This is a genomic window from Tianxiuia mixotrophica (assembly GCF_050596425.1).
Taxonomy (GTDB): domain Bacteria; phylum Bacillota; class Clostridia; order Peptostreptococcales; family Acidaminobacteraceae.
The window spans coordinates 38,063-57,338 of sequence record NZ_CP192292.1 but is presented as its reverse complement, the minus strand read 5'-3'; the positions used below and the strand labels follow the sequence as shown (position 1 = coordinate 57,338).

Sequence of the window (19,276 nt, the reverse complement as noted above, 5' to 3'; positions counted from 1 at the left end):
GCCTGAATGAATATATTTTTTTGCCTATGGGCTACTTCAGAAGTTCTTCAAGTTTCGTCTTGTCAAAACCTTGAATCACTTCGTCATCAACATAAATAACTGGTACGCCCATAAAACCTGCCTTCATAAGCTCTTTACGTGCTTCGGCATCTGTTGAAACGTTCTTTTCTTCAAAAGGAATATTGTTCTCATTGAAATAGTCCTTTGCCATATGGCAGTAACCACACGTATTTGAAGTGTAAACTGTAATTTTCTTGCTCATGTTAAATCCTCCTATGTCTTATCCTTTAGCAAGATGATGCTGTTCCATAGCTCGGTCTTACAACAAAGCCCTTTGAAAACCACGTCATCGTGTAATCAATCTCAAAACCTTTATACCTGTCGATCAAATCTTGATCGACAATTATAGAATACCCATCATGTTCTTCTACGTAATCATTTTTTTGTTTCTCATCCAGAGCAACACCTAAAACAGGACCGCCTCACCCATAGGCTTTAACAAATATCCTGAGGTATAAATTGTCTGAACCAGACAAATCCACTTTGTTTTGCAACTCCGGCTGCGCTTGTTTAAGTACATGAATTTTCATATCCGCGTCCCCTTTCGACCCCCTACAAGGAGGGGTCTTTATGACTAGGATAATAGGAAATGATTATCTTGTCAACTTAATCATACACGATATTAGTGAAGTTTTTGTGAACATGCCTTGAAAAGTCTTTCTCATAAAATTGTAGCATATAAAAAGACTATAAACGAATTGATAAGTCTTTTCGTCTATAGCCTTTCATTAAATTGTTCTATTCAGTTTTTCCATGGTCTGTATGCGATTTTATTTGAGTAGTTCATCAAGTTTTTCTTTGTCAAAGCCTTGAATCACTTCATCGCCCACATAAATTACAGGAACACCCATAAAACCTGCTTTCATAAGTTCTTTACGTGCTGCACCATCAGTCGATACATTTTTTTCTTCAAAAGCCACATCTTTTTCTTTTAGGTAATCCATTACCATGTGACAGTATCCTCACGTATTTGAAGTATAAACAACTATGTTCTTATCCATTTTTATTTCCTCCTGACACACTACAATAAAACAACGAGTATTATTCAAAATATTAATACCCAACACCTATTGTATATAATCTTTCTATAGCACGCCAGTGTCTTTCTTTTAATCAATCAAATTCTATACCCATCCTCAAGCAAAGGCTCACTTCGCGACTGACCCTGTTTTCATTTTCTCTAAAGTTAGCCATATGATTTATATATTGCAATATCAAAAAAAACCGAGGGCAACGATTATATTCGTCTTCCTCGGTCTCCAAAGATTCTATCACCATATTATATATGCCCCATTTAACAAGACCTAAACAAAATGGGCCTACTTTTTCAAATTTAAGTGACTTTTAGACCATTCATCCACAACTCGATCCCGGTTGGATCAAGCCCTTCATAAATTATCAACATTTTACACCGTGGATTTGTGGATAACCCCAAATTCTTAACATTTGATCGAACTTTTTTCAAAAACACTCTCAAAATATACGGTGTTTTTTATCCATAAACCCTTGAATTCCGTGGTAAATTCAGATAATTCTGACGCCTATTGTTCATGTTATCAACAGTATCCACAAGTTATCCACAGAAATTGTGATTAAAGTTCTCAACATGTTCACAACTTTTCACAGCAAGTCTTCATTTCATGTTATTATAAATAATATCTTGATTGATAGTGGATACCAACTGGTAAAGGCACTGCAATCAAAGAGTATAAGAGATTAAGGAGATTTCACATTGACTGTATGGCGATCTAGAGGACTTCGAGGCAGTGACCTAGAAGACCTTATTCACGAAACAATTGAATACTATAGGCAACAAGGCCTGGCTCGTATTGATAAAATAGCAACACCTATTAAGGTTGTTGACATAGATGGACAGGGAACCATAACCAAGGCTTTTTTTGAAAAGAAATCCACAGTTGACTTTATGGGAATTATCCAAGGGGTTGGCGTCGCTTTTGACGCCAAGGAAACCAATTTGAAAAGTCTACCCCTTTCCAACATTCATGAACACCAACTTGAATTCATGGAGGATATATCAAAGCAAAGTGGTTTGGCCTTTTTGATTGTCCACTTTAAATTCTGTGATGAATTTTACCTCCTGCCCTATGAAACGCTTATGCAATATGTACGGGCCAGTGAAAAAGGCGCTCGAAAGTCTATTCCCTATAGTGGCATGGACCCAAATCTTAAAATCGAAATGATACGGGGCAACATTCTTAATTTTCTCCCTGCACTCAATGTTTATTTGAACTATAGAAAGAACAAGTCTATCTAAATAATATGCCGTCCTAAAGTGGGATGAGCGCTCAGCAGTAAAAAAGGCGTGCCCCCTTGACCAGGGGAACACGCCTTAAATATATGTTTTCTTTTACACTTAAAAAAATATTGGCTTTATCCTTCATCCACTTGCTGATTCATCTAATTGTTCTTAATGTCATAAAATCCATTGGCCAGAGCAGCAAACTCATTCATATCAAGCGTTTCGCCCCTTCGTTTTGGATCAATACCGCAAGCTTCTAAAACGGTTTTGGTCTCTTCTTTTGACACAGCAAGCTCCCCTGATGAAAGGGCATTAAGCAGTGTCTTTCTTCTTTTCATAAAAGCCGACCGTACCGTTTTAAAAAATAATTCTGGTGCCTTTAAATCCACAGGCGGCTCTTTACGCTTTTTAAGGCGAACCACAGATGACTCCACATTGGGTTGTGGCATAAAGACAGATCTTGGCACCTTGACCACCTTTGATGGCTCAGCATAGTACTGAACAACCACTGAAAGGGCTCCGTATATTTTCCCCCCCGGGTCAGCAACCATTCTATCTGCAACTTCCTTTTGAACCATTACCACTATATCAGTAACAGGAATTTGCTCTTCTAAAAAGCGCATTATAATGGGCGTTGTCACATAATAAGGTAAATTTGCGACCACCTTTGGGGCCTGTCCATCCAGCTTTTCATCAATAATTTTTTGAAGATCCACTTTTAGAACATCTCCATTTACCACTTCCACATTGTCTTCTTCTGCCAGGGTTTCGCTTAAAACAGGCAGTAGGGAATTGTCGATTTCAATAGCCACAACTTTTTTTGCCCGTCTTGCCATAGCCTGCGTCATAACCCCAATGCCCGGGCCAACTTCAAGAACCACATCATCTGGTCCTATCTCTGCCCCATCAATAATTTCATCGACAATGAAATCATCTATCAAGAAATTCTGGCCTAAACTTTTAGAAAAACGAAAGCCGTATTTATCCATTATATATTTAATCGTTTGTGGTGATGTTAATCTCATTTTATCCTCTTTCGTCTAGCTGCTTTATAGCTGAATCAAATTCTCCTCTAGTGATTCCATAATGATTCAATCGTCTTAAAAACTGCTTGGCATTGGCATAACCAATTCCAAGAATTTTCCCAAGTTGATCCCGCCTGCTTGATGCCGAGGGGCTTCCAACCAAATCATTTTGAATGAGGTCATGTTTAGAAAAGACTTCAGATGAATCCTCAACGAGGGTCCTTACCTTGCTTAGAGCCGCAATAATGCTCTCAGGTGTGGCATTTTCTATACCCACATTTCCCTTTTTGGTTGCCTCTTCCCTTGGAAGAAAGGCATGCTTACAGCCCTTGATCCGCTTAACAAGTCGCTCTCTTATTTTTTCACCTGCATGATCTGGATCTGTAAATATAATAACACCGCATTTTTTTTGAGCCTCTTCAATGAGTTTAAACGTCTCTTCACGAATGCCAAAGCCTTGGGTAATAATCATTTCTGCATCCACAGCACGCTTGACAGCAGTCACATCATCCCGGCCTTCCACCACAATCACTTCTTTTATTTTCAAATGTATCTCCTTATTATTTACCGGTTAGAGTACCCGACCATCATGTCTTCTGTAATGGGTTCCTCGAGCACATAAACCTTGACCGTTCGCACACCATACCGCAGAGCCTGTGATCTATTCTCAATGAATAAGTCAACGCGATTGCCCTTTATGGCGCTCCCTGTGTCCTCAGCCTTAGCAAAACCATAGTCCGGTGTTCTATCCATGGACTCAATATAAAGCTTTGAACCCAGCTTTACAACCCGAGGATCCACAGCCACCACGCCAGGGCGAGCCCTTGTGCCACTAAAAGTAATGCCATACTCAGGGTGGTCAGGGTATTTTCCACAACTTTCAAAGGATAAATCATATGCTGTTGCACGCATAATATAGACCTTCTGATACCGTAGAGGTCTGCCACGACTTGTTACATAGAGGTTTTCCTTGCCCCGTACAAATTTTTCCGGCACAGGTTCTTTTAATACAGTTTCTTCAATGAGTTCTCGGCGTATCTCCACACCATCTTCGAAGATGATTCGGTACTTAACTTGTTTTTGACCGTCTACACCTTCTTGAACAAGTTTTGACGCGCCTGCTTCCAGGTCATCTGAAACTTCAATAATGGTGCCATAAGGCATATCAACTGTGTCTGATTGAACGCTTTCGGTGACACGCGTAATTTCAATACTAGAAGGCCCACTGACTTTGACCTGCTTTCCAGGGCGAACAATATCATTGTCTCCCAGCTCTATGCCAGCCTCAGCAATAATATCCCCTACGGATAGGGCCGTTGTCTTAATGGACTGTGTCTGACCATCGACAAAAATTTCATGCTTGTCAGCCCGCACGATTTGAATTTCCATTCCGTCTGTGAGCTTGGTTCCCGGTTCTGGTATAACAAGATCAGAGTCCTCCAGAACAATATCGGCCGCTTTCAAGACCGATGCCATACTTGTTCTAACAGTTGATACCACAACTTCACGATCCTCATCAATGATTGTCACTTGCTTTCTTCCAGCCAGGCCTACAATTAGGACCAGGCAAGCCGCCAGTGCAATCACTGTCACCGGCATCCACTTCTTGAATCGACCCATGGTCGCCTCCTCCTTCTGGTGTGAAGATTCACCCTTACTTTAAAGGGCTATTCATCAATACGGAAAAAGCGCTTGGCATTATTCAGGGTTGCCTTTGCAACCTCTTCAAGAGAAATTTCACGCACTTCAGCAATGCGCTCAGCCACGTAGCGAACGTGGGCTGATTCATTCCTTTTGCCACGGTAAGGCACTGGTGTCAAATACGGAGAATCCGTTTCGATCATCAGATGGTTTAAATCAACTGCCTTAGCCACTTCTACCGTTTTTCTTGCATTTTTATATGTCACGGGACCAGCAATAGATATATAAGCCCCGAGCTTTACGTATTGACGAGCCAGTTCTGCACTTCCAGAGTAGCAGTGCATCAAAACACCATTTTCAAAGGCTTCTTCCTCACGCAGAATGTCAAATGTTTCTTGGTTGGCTTCCCGGTCATGAATTATAACCGGCTTGCCCACACGTTTTGCCATTCTAATTTGCTCTCTAAACCACTGTCTTTGAATATCTCTTGGTGAATTGTCATAGTGAAAATCAAGTCCGATTTCACCAATGGCCTTCACTTTTTTCTTCTTGGCCATAGATTCAAGAAGCATTAACATGCTTTCATCCATAGATTTTGCATCATGGGGATGAACACCCACAGCTGCATAGATGTTGTCATAGGCCTCTGCCAGCTTAATAGCCTCTACAGAAGACTCAAAATCCGCACCTGGATTCATAATATATTCAATGCCGCTGTCAAAAGCACGCTGAATAACTTCTTCTCTATCATCATCAAATTTTCTATCTGTCATATGCGCATGGGAATCAAATAGCATAATTGTCCTCCTCTTTTCAAACACTACGAATCATTATATAAAAAGGGCACATGACATTGCAAGGGGACATAATGCCCGTGGTGACTTCATACCCATTTCTAAATATGTAAACAACAAAGATTCCTTTAAGAAACCATAGGAAAAGGGACTGCACACAAGACAGTCCCTTTGTCGCTTTGTTTATTCCCAAACATTTTGGGGGATTTTAAAAACACTTGAAAGTCCGCTTACAATGGACTAAGATACCGTCGCACCCGACTCAATATCAACAGAAACAAGCTTAAGTTGCTTGCCAGAAGTCGCTGCCAGGATCATGCCTTGAGACAGCACACCTCTTAGTTTAACTGGTTTTAAGTTGGCAACAAGAATAACCTTCTCACCAACGAGCTCGTCTGGCGTGTAGTGACCAGCGATGCCAGAAACAACCTGTCGCGTTTCTTCTCCAACTTTTAGTTGAAGCACAAGAAGCTTATCCGCATCGGGGTGTTTTTCAACAGATGTGATTTCAGCCACCTTAAAGTCCACTTTGGCAAAGTCATCAATAGTGATTTCACCCTTTGCTTCATCTTTTTTAGACTTCTTGTTTTTCTTTTCTTCTTTTTTGGCTTTTTTCTCTTCTTTTTTACCACCGAGATTGTCCAATTCTTCAATCTCTTTTTTCACGTCAATACGCGGGAATAGGGACTTGCCCTTCTTCACCTTCGTACCCGCTTCTGTTAGACCGAATATCTTTGAAGCTTCCCAGACTGTTTTTTCACCTTCAACAGCACCAATTTGCTCCCAAATTCCGCGTGATGTATGGTGCATAAACGGCTGGATCAAAACAGAAATAATGCGGATGCTTTCAATCAGATTATATAGAACCGTATCAAGGTCAGCTTTTTTCTCTTCTTCCTTGGCAAGAGCCCAAGGCATTGTCTCATCAATGTACTTGTTGGTACGACGAATCAGTTTCCAAATTTCCTCTAGTGCGTTGGAGTAATCAAGAACTTCCATCTTGGATTCAACACGGTTTGCAGTGGAAACAGCAATTTTCTTAAGATCTTCATCAAATTCAAGAACAGCCTGTGATTTTACAATTTCTCCGTCATTGTACTTTTCCACCATGGCCACACTGCGACTTACAAGGTTGCCCAGGTCATTTGCAAGATCAGAGTTGATTCTGTTCAGTAAAACCTCATTGTTAAAGTTGCCATCTGAACCAAAGCTGTACTCTCTAAGCAAGAAGTACTTTAGAGCATCCACCCCATATCTGTCGATCAGCACAACTGGGTCGACCACATTGCCCTTGGATTTTGACATCTTACCACCATCAAGAAGGAGCCAGCCGTGGCCGTAAACCATCTTTGGCAGTGGCGCATCAAGAGCCATTAGCATTGCTGGCCAAATGATTGTATGGAAACGTACAATTTCCTTACCAACAAGGTGTACGTCTGCAGGCCAGTATTTATTGAACTTATCCGTGTTTTCAGGATAGCCAAGAGCCGTCACATAGTTGCTTAGTGCATCCAGCCAAACATAAATAACATGCTTTTCATCAAATGGTACAGGAATACCCCAGTCAAAGCTTGTACGTGTGATACAAAGGTCTTCAAGGCCTGGATCAATGAAGTTCTTGATCATTTCATTGGCACGAGATTCTGGCAGTAGGAACTCGCCACTTGCTAAAAGTTCACGAACACGTCCCTGATATTTTGAAAGCTTAAAGAAATAAGCTTCTTCTTTTGTCTTTTCAACAGGACGACCACAATCTGGGCAGTTTCCATCTTCTAGTTGAGACTCTGTCCAGAAAGATTCACAAGGTGTACAGTACATGCCTTCATACTCGCCTTTATAAATGTCTCCATTATCATAGAGCTTTTGGAAAATAGCTTGTACACGGCGTTTATGGTCTTCATCCGTTGTACGGATAAACTGGTCATAAGAAATTTCCATCGTGTTCCAAAGGTCTTTAATGCCAGCAATCATGCCATCAAGATAATCTTTTGGCGCCATGCCTTTTTCCTTTGCCACAGTTTCAATTTTTTGACCATGCTCATCTGTACCCGTTAAAAACATAACGTCATAGCCAGTCGCTCTTTTGAATCTTGCAATCGCATCAGCTGCCACCGTTGTATACGTATGACCGATGTGCAGATTGGAGCTCGGATAGTAAATCGGCGTCGTTACATAATAAGTACCTTTTGACATTGTGTCTCCTCCTTTAAATCTCTCACTACATACCCACATTTTATAATTGGCCTTTTGTAGATAGACCATCTCTATTTGATTTTTCAATGAAAAACCTCTATTTTCGATAAAATAAACATCAACTTCACAAAAAATAAAAATAGCCCTCTCCCAACAAAGGGACGAAGACCGATTCGCGTTACCACCCTACTTCATACAATCATCGCTGACTGTAACTCAGTGTGAACATGTCACACGCACTGTAACGGGTGCAATCCGCTGATGCTTACTTGTATTTCACCATCAGGGCTCAGGGGCCATCTTCAGCTTTTACTCCGTACCGGTTCCCACCATCTCCGGCTCTCTAAGACATTGTCTCAAGCTTACTCTTCCCTTCATAGCCTCTATCTATTTCTGTTACGCTGTATTATAACACGTTGAATGATATGGAACAAGTCTGTCTTAAATTTACCTTAAAATACGACCCCTTGCCTCAAAATCGAGGTACAATACACTTAGGAGGTAGAGTCATGACACCTAAAATTCTTATAGCAGAAGATGACACAGACATTCGAGAACTCATTCGAATGCATCTTGAAAAAGATGACTACAGGGTGGAAGCAGCCGATAACGGCCTCAAAGCCCTTGAAATGTTCAAATCCAGTCATTTCGATCTTATAATACTCGACATTATGATGCCCGGCCTAACCGGGATCGAGCTCCTTCGTCACATTCGTCAGACCAGTGAAGTGCCCGTGCTTATGCTCACAGCTAGGGATGCAGACCACGACAAAATTCTAGGTCTAGACTTGGGAGCCGACGACTATATCACAAAGCCTTTTAGTATTTTCGAACTCTCTTCAAGGGTACGAGCCCACCTGCGCCGCTACTTAAAATTCAATCATAACCCAGACCTAAGGGGACGGGTTCTTAAAAGCGGCCCCATTACAATTGATGAAGAAAAACATGAAGTTATCATTCGCGACAAGCGCGTGGATCTCAATCCGACTGAGTTCAAGATTCTCACCCTCTTCGTGCAGGCCCCTGGACGCGTCTACACCAAGCGACAAATTTACGAGTACGCATGGGAAGAAAACTACTACGGTGATGACAACACAATCATGGTCCACATAAGTCATTTAAGAGAAAAAATTGAGATAGATCCAAAAAATCCAAGCCTTATAAAGACAATTAGAGGTGTGGGCTACAGATTGGAGTCTTGATCATGAAAACCATAAACAGGATAGGTCAGGGCAAGACTCTGGCTTCACAATTTACACGACTTAATTTCATAATGATCGTCCTCATTATATGCCTTGGCGCCTTTGCCTTGTATTTAAACGCAGAGTTTACAGAACAAATGTATTACTATAATCCGTCCCTCGAAGCTCTTGATGCCATTTATACTTCAGTTCTTGAAAAGGAAAGCATCCCCTGGAAAGCCCTAGACCTACCTCAGGAAAGTTATGTGGAACTCATTGACAGTGAATACAATGTCTTGGCTTCAACAGGGCAGGGGCACCAACCTGGATACGCCTACAGTGTGCGGGTTTTTAATGAACTCACAAATAACAGCACAAAAGACATCATGGTCTACTATCCCTATGATGACGACAGGGAAATGCTGGTCTTGTTCATGCCTTACCGAGAAGTTCTCCTTGAGAATCAGGCCGCTTTTTTATCAACCATTATTTTTGCTATAGGGGCCTTATGTATCGTTTTTATATTCAGTCGCTTTTCAGCAAAACAGGTTATTCAGCCTCTTTACAGACTTTCAAAAACGCTACATGAAATCAGTCAAGGTCAGTACGGACAGACAATTGACCTAAAGGCGGGGAATGACCTAGACGGTCTTGCAGCAGACATCAACAATCTAAGCCAGACCATTGAAAATGAAATTGCCCTCAGAGAAAATCTTGAAAATTCTAGGCAGGAGCTCATCCTCGATATTTCTCATGACCTCAAAACCCCACTGACCAATGTTATCGGGTATAGTGAAAGCCTAAAAACATCAAGGACTTTGTCAGAACCTGATAAAAAATGGGTTGAGGCCATCATCCGAAATGGCATCCGGGCCAATCATCTTTTAGACGAGCTTTTTACCTATTCAAAACTCAATGCCAGCCAGTACACCCTTGAGCGCCACACCTACAATATAAAACATGTTGTGGAGGACATCCTGGCAGGATGGATCACTGACATCGAAAGGGCTGGTAAAAACTATGATATTCAAATGGAAGCCCTCGGCCAAACTGATCAGCCGTCAACCAGTAAAGGGGAAACTGTCCAGTTGGACATTCAAAACTTCAGGCGGGCCCTTGATAACATTATTGGCAATTTTATAAAATATAGTGGGGAAAACACAACCCTCACAGTCCGCCTCCAAGAGGAAGTCCAGTATATCGTCCTATTGATTTCTGACAATGGCGTGGGCATAGGGCAGGACATACAAAAACACATATTCAACCCCTTCTTTCGGGGGGATAAGGCCAGAACCACAAAAAACAATGGCACTGGTTTAGGCCTTTCTATTACAAAGCGAATTATTGAACTGCATGGAGGCTGTATTGAACTGCTGCCTTATTCCACTGGAACACATTTTAAAATTAAACTGCCCAAATTTCCTGAAAATCAATAGAAGACAGTCTCATGGCAAGTCACAATCGACTTTTAACCGTGGCCAAATATGAAGATTCTTAAAAATGGTTGATTCGTCCATGCACTTATGATAAAACATATGGAGAATAAGGAAAGTAAGAACGAGGTGGTATAATGATGTCTATGGAACTAAATCCGTGGCTAGATCAGCTGGACTCCAGCAAAATTGACTCTCTTAAAATAGATTTGGAAGATCAGAAAATATCATTTAAACTCAAGCCGCAAAGAAGGGATAATGTCGATATACAATTTGAAGGTGTCAATGCCTTCTATTATATAGATGACTCAGACACGCTCATCACTGCGGACACAAAAACAGATCTCATTCAGTCCATCGCCTATCATAAAGGTGGATTTGGAGAATTTGCTTCTGTAAAATCAATAGCAGACTTGTCAGAGGAAGCTTCGCCTATAGAAATTTCTATTCCAAACTTTGCTATCAGTTTAAATGATAAGAGCATGTATATTGAAGCCAGATCTATCCATATCAACGGAAATGCGTTTAATGTTTTATAAGTCAATTGCTTGCCAAGTCAATTTGACAGCTGCAAGAATTTAAAAACAAAAATAGAACCGCTTAGTCATGTACATTCCTACATTATCTAAGCGGTTTATTTTGTCTTTATGGCTATGAATTTTTTTTGAAACGCAAGACTTAATCTAAGTAGTAGGCCTTAAGAATTTCTCCATAGTACATAACATGGTAGTCACCATTTTGGTATTTTAAATCTCGAATGTCCTGGTCGAGTGTGCCCGGTTCCATGGCCTGCTTATAGACCACCTTACATTCAATGTGAAGTTCACAATCTGAAATAATTGGTGTTTCCACCGACTGACCTGCAGACAAGTTTAAGCCACAGGCCTGAATTTTGTCCATGTCCCGTCCAGATTTTGTGCCACAAAAAGCCAGTTCCTTTTTCATGTCACTTTGAACAGGCACGCTCACAGTAAACGTGTCTGAACCATCAATCATTGAATATGTATGTCTCGAGTATCTCACAGGGACCATCATTATGGGTTTATTCCAAATAAAACCTATATTCCCCCATCCAATTGTCATAGTATTGACCTTTTCGCCTGCCTTCACTGTTAAAAATGCCCCCTTAACAAGCTGGGACAAAAAGTCTTTGGACAAATCCTGAAATGAAACTTCTCTCATAAACGACGCCTCCTTCAATTTGTTAAAATGATCATATCAAAAACTAGCAGGATTATACATAGCGGTGTCGAACTATTCTTAGAACCGCATAATATTATAATCCATTCACTTATGATAGAATAAGCAGTGGGTCTACCACTATTCAACCACAACTCACAAAATACGAGGTGATCAGATTGAACAACGCCATCAACATATCTCTTTCCTTTAAAGACATTGGACTTTTTGTACTCTGGGTACTCCTTTCGGGGGTTCTTTTATACATACTGATGATACTTATTCGCTTTTACAGGTCTTTTAAGGAAATCATGAAAATTGTCGATGAAAAACGACCAGAAATTGATTCTGTCATTGACGAACTGCCTGGTATCACAAAGAATGTCAATGCCATCTCAGGAGAAGTGGCCCACGGCATGGAGGCCTTCCACCAAACCGTCGACAATTTGGCCGAGACATCCGACAATGTCACAGACGCTATTGCTGAAAAAAGCGGCATGGCAGGAAAATTTTCTTCCATCATGCACACAGTTTCTATTATTAAGACCTTCTATGAAGAATATTTTGGAAACAAAGAAGATGAAGAAGAGGTAAAAGATACCGTAATGGTCTGTAAAGAAGTTCCTAAGTCAGATTTTGATATGGACACTGTAAAAGAAGAAAGCCAAAAGGACACAGAACCCCCAACAAACAAGGGGAAAACACAGGCAAAAGAATCTGATTAACAATAAAGATTTCACAATAATACCTTAGATAAATTTCATTTCCAAATTATGCACATTTAATCTAAAGAAGATATTTAGATAGCCACAAGACGGTTTTTGATTAAACAACCTGTCTTGTGGCTATTTTTTTACTAAGAGATACACGATTTACCAGATTCCCTAAAATATTTAGAATAATGGTAATGTATTTTATTTCTAAATATAGAAATATTGCAATCGCTTACTTTGTCGCTATTTGTCGAATGAGACTTTATCTCAATTTCCAATTCCATTTCATTATTTTGTAAGCGGAAAACTAAATAGTAGACACTTTTCCAAAATAAAGGTGATTAATATGTATATATCTGGGTAAAATTATACTGTATGTTCATATATTAACTTTTTCTGCCTTTTAAAAATAAAGAATTATGCGGTTTTACCTTAAATTTAGAAAAAAATGGTTGACTTTTATTGTAAACGTTGGTATTCTCTTATTAAGCGAATTTTGTCGAATTATGTCTAGAGGAGGATTTTCATGAAATCTACAGGTATCGTACGTAAAGTTGATGAGCTTGGCCGTGTGGTAATTCCTATCGAGCTAAGAAGAACACTAAACATTGGTGAAAAAGACGCACTAGAAATTTTCGTTGAGGGCGACACAATCATCCTTAAGAAATACGAACCAGCTTGCATCTTCTGTGGTCAAGCGAAGGGTGTTCGTAATCTAAAGGGCAAAAACATCTGTCCTGATTGTATCGAAGAAATGAAAAAGCTTTAAGCATATCAATTTTTTTCCGTACGGAAAATCTAAAGCCTGTGGGGTTACCCCACAGGCTTTTCTTTGTTTATCAGTGCTTCTCTAAGGGCTTTTCTAAGGCTTTCTCATGACGTTCCAGCCGTGCAATCATAAAAAAGTTTCCACCAGCAATAATGATAGAAAGTAGGGCCATAAAGAGAAAGGCCGTTTTAAGTGAATACACATCCCCAAGTTTACCGACAAGGGGGAAAAGAACAATCATGTTGAGGCTAAAAATCATGCTGTCCACCGACAGAAGTGTCGCTCTTTGCCCACTTGGAATCAACTTATTGATATAGTCCCTTGTGACCACAAATATCAGTCCATCCAAGGCAGATAAATATATAAATGCCAGGGCTTCTAGCCGCGTTAGGGCGATTGTCCATAAACCGATACTTATAAAAATCGGCAAGACTCTTAACAAAACTCTATTGCCAAACCGATTCTCAAGTCGCCATGCCTGAACCCCAGCCAAGGCCCCTCCCATTGATGCAGCCGCAAGAATCAATCCAATTTCAGACTCCAGCAAGCCCTGTCCTTTAAAGTAATTTTGAAGGTAAAAGAATAGGGTTGTAATAAAGGCCACTAAAATATTTATGGAAAAGTACAAATAGGCAATTCTAGGTCGATCTTTTATGGCTTTAAAGGAGCCAATAATCTGCCCCTGCATGGAGTCTTTGACACTGGTAACTTCAGCCCGCCCAAGATCAGGCTCTGTAAAGAAAATGCCTTCGGCTAAAGCCAGTAAGCCAAAAACTATACTCAACATATAAACCCACCGGTAGGAAATGGTCGCAAGCCAGCCCCCTATAACAAAGGCCACTGTACTGGTTAACTGGTAGATAAGTTCCTTTCGACCTGTCATTTTTATAAAAAAAGACGACATGTCTATTTGTTTCAGACTATCATAAACAAGGGCTTCACCAGCACCAGATTCGAAATTATATGAAAAGGCCGTGATGACAAAGGCAAAAGCATAGGCCTCAAAACCTCGCCCAGTAAAAATGAGGACCAGGGAAATCACTGACAAGAGCCTGCCAATAAGACGACTCATACGTCTTCCAAATAAATCTGCAACAACCCCTGTTGGTATCTCCATCAGAAAAGATGTCACGTGGAAAATAGATTCAAGCAGGCCCAGCTGCATGAGAGACATCCCTTTTCCTGCAAGATAAATCATCCATAGACCCCTGGTGAGATCAAGGTTAAATAGTATGGTGTAAATATATTCAAGTGGAATATTTCGTTTTAATTTTTTTAATTTTTTTAATTTTAGGTCTTTCATTTTTTGCTCCTTATGTTTGGACTAAACTCAATGTATATGCATATCTTCCCGCCATCCCGATGTACAACCAGGCATTTTTTTAATGCATCTTGTAAAATCATCTACTTTCAAAAACAAGAAAAGCCGAGCAATTCAGCTCGGCTAAAATGTATATATTAGACTTAAAAAAGTGTAAAGTCTCACATTCAAATAGCAGATATTGTAATTGCTTGCATTAAAAACCATTCCGTTGTCGCACAAACCCCATCAGCACTCTTTCGCCAGTTTTTGCGAAAAGTGAAGCTGGCAGCGTCGATAGAATTTTATTCTTTGCAAGCTGAGCTTTCATTTCGTCCTCCATAATAGAGCGTGAATCTTACGATCCTCAATAATTCCTATTGCCATAAATATGCACTGTGTCAATTGAGTGAATACTTTGCAATTATTTTATCATATGAAGCCTTATATATCTATAGTCACTTTGTAGACATCTCTTTTATTCAACCCTCTGGCACTTGCCACAAGGGCTGCCGCTTCTTTTTTGCGCATCCCCTGGTTTATGAAATGTTTCAGATGGTCTTCAATATCCATTTCAAGAAATGGATCGGCTTCTGTTTCAATATCATCTGGGTCAATCCCTGACACTATCAGAACGAACTCCCCCCTTGGTTGCTCGGTCTTATAATGCTCAATCACCTCAGAAACACTGCCTCGGACATAGGTCTCAAATCGTTTTGTAAGCTCTCTAGCCGCTGTCATCTGACGATCTCCAAGAACATCAAGCATGCTTTCTAAGGTTTGACCCAACCGATGAGGGGCTTCATAAAAAATAAGGGTTCTTGTTTCATTTTTGAGGGCTTCTAAAGCTTCTTTTCTCTTTTTCTTATGACGGTCAAGAAAGCCTTCGAATACAAATTTTCCTGTTGGCAAGCCAGAAGCAACAAGGGCTGTTACAAAAGCCGTTGCCCCAGGCTGACTAACAACCTGAATGTCCTCATCGATCGCCAATTTAATCAAATCTTCCCCAGGGTCTGAAATGCCCGGTGTCCCCGCATCAGTGACTATGGCAACAGAGCTTCCACCCAGCATTTTTTCAATGAGAATAGGACCTGCTTTTCCCTTATTGTGCTCATGGTAGCTAAAGATTGGAGTATGGATATCGAAGTGGTTCAAAAGTTTCTTGGAATGTCTTGTGTCTTCAGCTGCAATCAAATCCACAGACTTTAAAGTCTCATGAACTCGAAATGTGATGTCATCCAAATTGCCTATTGGCGTTGGACAAACATATAGTTTTCCCTTATCACCCATTCTTCTCCCGCCTTTCAAAGCTACTGATATTGGTCTGTCTATATATTTCATAGATTTCTTCCGTATAAGACTGGTCATCATTGCGGACCACAAGAGGTTCGAGAACCTTCACATCAGGGCGTCCACCCTTCGTAGCATGTATAAGCACAATATTGGGGCTTTTCCCAGCAAAGGGATGGACAAAACGAATACGCTTGGGTTCAAGATTATGGGCCCTACACAATGTTAGAATATCCACCAGTCTATTGGGTCTATGAACCATAAAAAACTGACCACTGCCCCTCAGAAGGGCGCTGGCTGTAGATATAATGTCTTCAAGGGTACAATGGATTTCATGACGACTTATGGCCTTGTGGTCTGAAGGATTAACTTCTCCAACACCAGATGCCATATAAGGTGGATTGGAAATGACCACATCCACCGTATGCTTGCCCAAATGATCCAGTGCATTAATGATATTGTCTTCTATAATCTCAATTCTATCTTCTAAGCCATTCATGGCCACAGACCGTCTTGCCATGTCAGCAACGTCTTCTTGTATTTCAAAAGCAGAGATTTTAGACTGGGCAGACTTTGCACTGACTAAAAGGGGTATTATGCCTGTTCCTGTTCCAAGATCTACAACCCGACTGCCTTTTTTGACTCGGGCAAAATTACTCACTAAAACAGCATCTATGCCAAAGCAAAAGCCTTTTGGATTTTGTATAATTTTAAGACCATCAATTTGTAAATCATCCACCCGTTCATGAGGCTTTACATATTCATTCAAGGTTAATCCTCCTCATTAAGAAAGCTCGCACAGTCATCGATGTTTACCATCTTCTGATGCACGAGCTCTAGTGCTAATAAAAACTTTTACTCATTTCCACCTTGAGGCTTGTCCTGTTTGTTCTTTTCTGGACGTTTATGCTTAGGACGCGGTGGTCTTCTGTCGCCCTTTTTGCTGTTGTCTGATTTATCGTCACCCTTGCTATCAGGTTTGCCGTCGTTGCTTCGAGAACTCTTTGGAGGTCTAGGCTTTCTATTCTTTGGATGACGAGACCGATCATGTCTTGCTTTTCTATCCGGTCTATCCTTGCCCTTTGATCCACCCGCTATGCCTCGACGCTTGTCATCTTCCAGCATGGCTTCAAGTTCTTTGATTTCTTCTTTAGATGGCTCTGCTTCGGCCACAAGTTCAGAATCCTTATAATCCACATCATCTTGGGCAGGCTTTTCCTTATGCTTAGGACAGTTGCCCTTCTTGTCACATTTTGGAATAGGGCCAATCTCATCCTTATGGAAGATGAGAATATCTTCCCCAAGTTCATTCTTTTCCTCATCTACAATAACACGAACCTTTACAGATTCCTTGAGAATGACAGGATCAATAACAACAGCCTTGCCTTCAGGCGTCATAACTCTATCATTTCGTCGAGGCAGTTCTTTTCGAATTTGAACATAATTTTCATGTTCATATCTCAGACAGCACATTAGTCTGCCACAAATGCCTGAAATTTTTGTCGGATTTAAAGAGAGGTTCTGGTCCTTTGCCATTTTAATAGAGACCGGTGCAAAGTCACCCAGCCAATTGGCACAACACAATCCCACACCACATGGGCCTATGCCATTTAACATTTTGGCTTCATCACGAACGCCAATCTGTCTTAGCTCAATACGTGTTCTAAAGACAGAGGCCAAGTCTTTAACCAGTTCTCTGAAGTCCACACGACCATCTGCCGTGAAGTAGAAAATAACCTTGTTGTTATCAAAAGTATATTCAACATCTATAAGTTTCATTTCCAACTCATGCTTGGCAACCTTTTCTTGGCATATTTCAAGGGCTTCCACAGCACGTTCTTTATTTTCAAGGTGTATGGCAGTGTCTTCTTCTGTTGCCACACGAATAACCTTCTTCAACGGCGGTACAATTTCATCATCTGGCACCTGTTTAGGTCCAACAACCACATCACCGTATTCAATACCTCTTGCCGTCTCTACGATCGCCGCTTGCCCCTTTTCAATCTGGTGCTCGTCGGGATCAAAATAATAGACTTTACCGGCTCTTTTGAACCGTACGCCTACAACTGTCACCATTTACGTACCCTCCTGGATATCCATAATTAACGTTTCAAGTATAAGCCCCACATTCACATGGGACGATAACTGTGCCCTTGCTTGTTCTATTCGTTCAAGTATTTCTACTGATTGTTTCAATGACATTCTATAAGATTCTTTTTCCAAGCGATCCAGTTGATCTGCATTAAATAGCAAATCCCTATCCGCTCCACTTTTAATCAGCATTATATCCCTAAACCAAAGCTTGAGCAATTCAAAAACTTCAGGAAGTTTGTCCTTTTGTCCTTCCATTTCTGAGGCCCAGTCAAAGGCTTTGGCTATTTTTTTCATAATCAGGTGGTCTGCAAGTTCTACAATACCGTTTCTAAGTTCTATAAAGGCCTCATCCTCTAGGCTGTTAACAGCCCGAGCGATAGATCCATCTGCAAAGGTGGCAAACATCTTTGCCTCTTCTTCAGCTGTGCCTTTGTTTTTCATTAAATATTGCTGGATTTCTTCCCTGTGTAACCTTTGAAAAGAAACGCTTTGACATCTTGATCGAATGGTTGGAAGCATCCCTGCCATTTGATCTGTCACAAAAATAATCACCGCATAATGAGGGGGTTCTTCCAAAATTTTAAGGATCCTATTTTGAGCGCTAAGCGTCATTGTATGGGCATCCTTAATGATGGCTATTTTACGGCTTCCCGTATAGGGCTTTAAGTGTATGAACTCTTGAAAGCCTTCAATCTGTTTGTTTTTTATACTGGCACCATCCGGATGGGTAATTTCATAATCTGGATGGTTTGATGTGGCCATTTTCTGACAAGCTGGGCATTCGCCACAGGCTTCATCAAGGGCGTTTTCACAAAGAAGTGCAGCTGCCAGGGCCTCCGCCGTCATCGACTTACCAACACCCTGCACACCCTCAAATATATAAGCATGAGCCAACTGGTCTTCTCGAAGGGCTTTTCGAATTCTGCTTTTTAAGTCATCATGACCAACTATTTTTTGAAAATACATATTAAACCTTCATATACTGTTCTACATCAACAACAAAAACTGTCGCCCCGCCAACCGTGACTTCAATCGGCATAGACAAATAGCCGCCCGCTTCTCCTATTAAGGTGCTTGATGGCGTCACTTCTCTTCTCGTATTGCATGTTTCTCTAATCAGCGCAAGGACATCATCCACTTTGTCTTTTTCTACACCAGTAAAGAGGGTTGTATTACCCGACTTTAAAAATCCGCCTGTAGAAGCTAGTTTGGTTACCCGAAACTGGCTCTCATTCAGTTTATCAATAAGTCTGCTTGCATCTTCGTCATGTACTATTGCAATGACAAGTTTCATATAATCACTCCATGACATTATTATACCATATGGAAGTTTCACATTATCAT

The 19,276-nt window shown here is 40.7% G+C and carries 19 protein-coding genes, 1 pseudogene and 1 other annotated feature; of the genes and pseudogenes, 6 read left to right on the top strand and 14 right to left on the bottom strand.

From position 1 onward, the window contains the following. Positions 1–31: 31 nt before the first annotated feature. Both ACQ4KW_RS00270 and ACQ4KW_RS00265 read right to left on the bottom strand, forming a co-directional pair. Complete coding sequence (locus tag ACQ4KW_RS00270) at positions 32–262, bottom strand: glutaredoxin family protein (protein ID WP_430884557.1); 231 nt, start codon at positions 260–262, stop codon at positions 32–34. Positions 263–830: 568 nt separating this feature from the next. Beyond that, on the bottom strand, positions 831–1,010 hold the full coding sequence (locus ACQ4KW_RS00265) for a glutaredoxin family protein (protein ID WP_430884556.1): 180 nt from the start codon (positions 1,008–1,010) through the stop codon (positions 831–833). A gap of 782 nt (positions 1,011–1,792) precedes the next feature. Between ACQ4KW_RS00265 and ACQ4KW_RS00260 the strand changes: the two genes are divergently transcribed. After that, positions 1,793–2,335 carry a Holliday junction resolvase RecU gene (locus tag ACQ4KW_RS00260; RefSeq protein WP_430884555.1) on the top strand — a complete coding sequence of 181 codons (543 nt, stop codon included), beginning with the start codon at positions 1,793–1,795 and terminating at the stop codon, positions 2,333–2,335. A gap of 143 nt (positions 2,336–2,478) precedes the next feature. On the opposite strand, the gene rsmA is transcribed toward ACQ4KW_RS00260, so the two are convergent. The 5 genes from rsmA to metG form a co-directional block, all read right to left on the bottom strand. Then, on the bottom strand, positions 2,479–3,345 hold the full coding sequence (gene rsmA, locus ACQ4KW_RS00255) for a 16S rRNA (adenine(1518)-N(6)/adenine(1519)-N(6))-dimethyltransferase RsmA (protein WP_430884554.1): 867 nt from the start codon (positions 3,343–3,345) through the stop codon (positions 2,479–2,481). 1 nt (position 3,346) lies between these two features. Further along, entirely contained in the window at positions 3,347–3,892 is a 546-nt protein-coding gene (gene rnmV, locus ACQ4KW_RS00250; RefSeq protein ID WP_430884553.1) for a ribonuclease M5, read from the bottom strand. Positions 3,893–3,909: 17 nt separating this feature from the next. Continuing rightward, positions 3,910–4,965, bottom strand: coding sequence for a 3D domain-containing protein (locus ACQ4KW_RS00245; RefSeq protein ID WP_430884552.1), 1,056 nt, complete (start codon positions 4,963–4,965; stop codon positions 3,910–3,912). Positions 4,966–5,012: 47 nt separating this feature from the next. Then, positions 5,013–5,783, bottom strand: a complete 771-nt coding sequence (locus ACQ4KW_RS00240) for a TatD family hydrolase (RefSeq protein ID WP_430884551.1) — start codon at positions 5,781–5,783, stop codon at positions 5,013–5,015. Positions 5,784–6,020: 237 nt separating this feature from the next. Continuing rightward, complete coding sequence (gene metG / locus ACQ4KW_RS00235; RefSeq protein WP_430886520.1) at positions 6,021–8,012, bottom strand: methionine--tRNA ligase; 1,992 nt, start codon at positions 8,010–8,012, stop codon at positions 6,021–6,023. Positions 8,013–8,127: 115 nt separating this feature from the next. Continuing rightward, positions 8,128–8,360, bottom strand: a binding site (T-box leader). Between the two features lie 122 nt (positions 8,361–8,482). Here metG and ACQ4KW_RS00230 point away from each other — a divergent pair. From ACQ4KW_RS00230 to ACQ4KW_RS00220, 3 genes are all read left to right on the top strand, one after another. Next, positions 8,483–9,175 (top strand): response regulator transcription factor, encoded by a 693-nt coding sequence (locus ACQ4KW_RS00230; RefSeq protein ID WP_430884550.1) that lies wholly within the window; start codon positions 8,483–8,485, stop codon positions 9,173–9,175. 2 nt (positions 9,176–9,177) lie between these two features. After that, positions 9,178–10,590, top strand: a complete 1,413-nt coding sequence (locus ACQ4KW_RS00225) for an ATP-binding protein (protein WP_430884549.1) — start codon at positions 9,178–9,180, stop codon at positions 10,588–10,590. A gap of 137 nt (positions 10,591–10,727) precedes the next feature. Continuing rightward, complete coding sequence (locus ACQ4KW_RS00220; protein WP_430884548.1) at positions 10,728–11,126, top strand: YxiG family protein; 399 nt, start codon at positions 10,728–10,730, stop codon at positions 11,124–11,126. A gap of 139 nt (positions 11,127–11,265) precedes the next feature. Here the strand turns inward: ACQ4KW_RS00220 and ACQ4KW_RS00215 are convergent, their stop codons facing one another. Next, positions 11,266–11,769 (bottom strand): flavin reductase family protein, encoded by a 504-nt coding sequence (locus tag ACQ4KW_RS00215; protein WP_430884547.1) that lies wholly within the window; start codon positions 11,767–11,769, stop codon positions 11,266–11,268. Positions 11,770–11,945: 176 nt separating this feature from the next. Here ACQ4KW_RS00215 and ACQ4KW_RS00210 point away from each other — a divergent pair, with 176 nt between their 5' ends. Together ACQ4KW_RS00210 and ACQ4KW_RS00205 are read left to right on the top strand one after the other, a co-directional pair. Further along, complete coding sequence (locus tag ACQ4KW_RS00210) at positions 11,946–12,491, top strand: hypothetical protein (protein ID WP_430884546.1); 546 nt, start codon at positions 11,946–11,948, stop codon at positions 12,489–12,491. Between the two features lie 508 nt (positions 12,492–12,999). Beyond that, on the top strand, positions 13,000–13,248 hold the full coding sequence (locus tag ACQ4KW_RS00205; RefSeq protein WP_430886519.1) for an AbrB/MazE/SpoVT family DNA-binding domain-containing protein: 249 nt from the start codon (positions 13,000–13,002) through the stop codon (positions 13,246–13,248). A 70-nt stretch (positions 13,249–13,318) separates the two neighbouring features. Here ACQ4KW_RS00205 and ACQ4KW_RS00200 read toward each other — a convergent pair whose 3' ends face one another. The 6 genes and pseudogenes from ACQ4KW_RS00200 to ACQ4KW_RS00175 form a co-directional block, all read right to left on the bottom strand. After that, positions 13,319–14,551, bottom strand: a complete 1,233-nt coding sequence (locus ACQ4KW_RS00200) for an MFS transporter (protein ID WP_430884545.1) — start codon at positions 14,549–14,551, stop codon at positions 13,319–13,321. 441 nt (positions 14,552–14,992) lie between these two features. Beyond that, a complete protein-coding gene (gene rsmI, locus ACQ4KW_RS00195) occupies positions 14,993–15,838 on the bottom strand; it encodes a 16S rRNA (cytidine(1402)-2'-O)-methyltransferase (protein ID WP_430884544.1) in 846 nt (281 codons plus the stop codon). Continuing rightward, positions 15,831–16,607 (bottom strand): tRNA1(Val) (adenine(37)-N6)-methyltransferase, encoded by a 777-nt coding sequence (locus ACQ4KW_RS00190; protein WP_430884543.1) that lies wholly within the window; start codon positions 16,605–16,607, stop codon positions 15,831–15,833. Before ACQ4KW_RS00190 ends, rsmI begins: the two co-directional genes overlap by 8 nt. Before the next feature lie 518 nt (positions 16,608–17,125). Further along, positions 17,126–17,914, bottom strand: a pseudogene (locus ACQ4KW_RS00185) (PSP1 domain-containing protein); the annotation flags it as partial. Beyond that, complete coding sequence (holB, locus tag ACQ4KW_RS00180; protein WP_430884542.1) at positions 17,915–18,898, bottom strand: DNA polymerase III subunit delta'; 984 nt, start codon at positions 18,896–18,898, stop codon at positions 17,915–17,917. A gap of 1 nt (position 18,899) precedes the next feature. Next, entirely contained in the window at positions 18,900–19,226 is a 327-nt protein-coding gene (locus ACQ4KW_RS00175) for a cyclic-di-AMP receptor (protein WP_430884541.1), read from the bottom strand. Between the last annotated feature and the right edge of the window lie 50 nt (positions 19,227–19,276).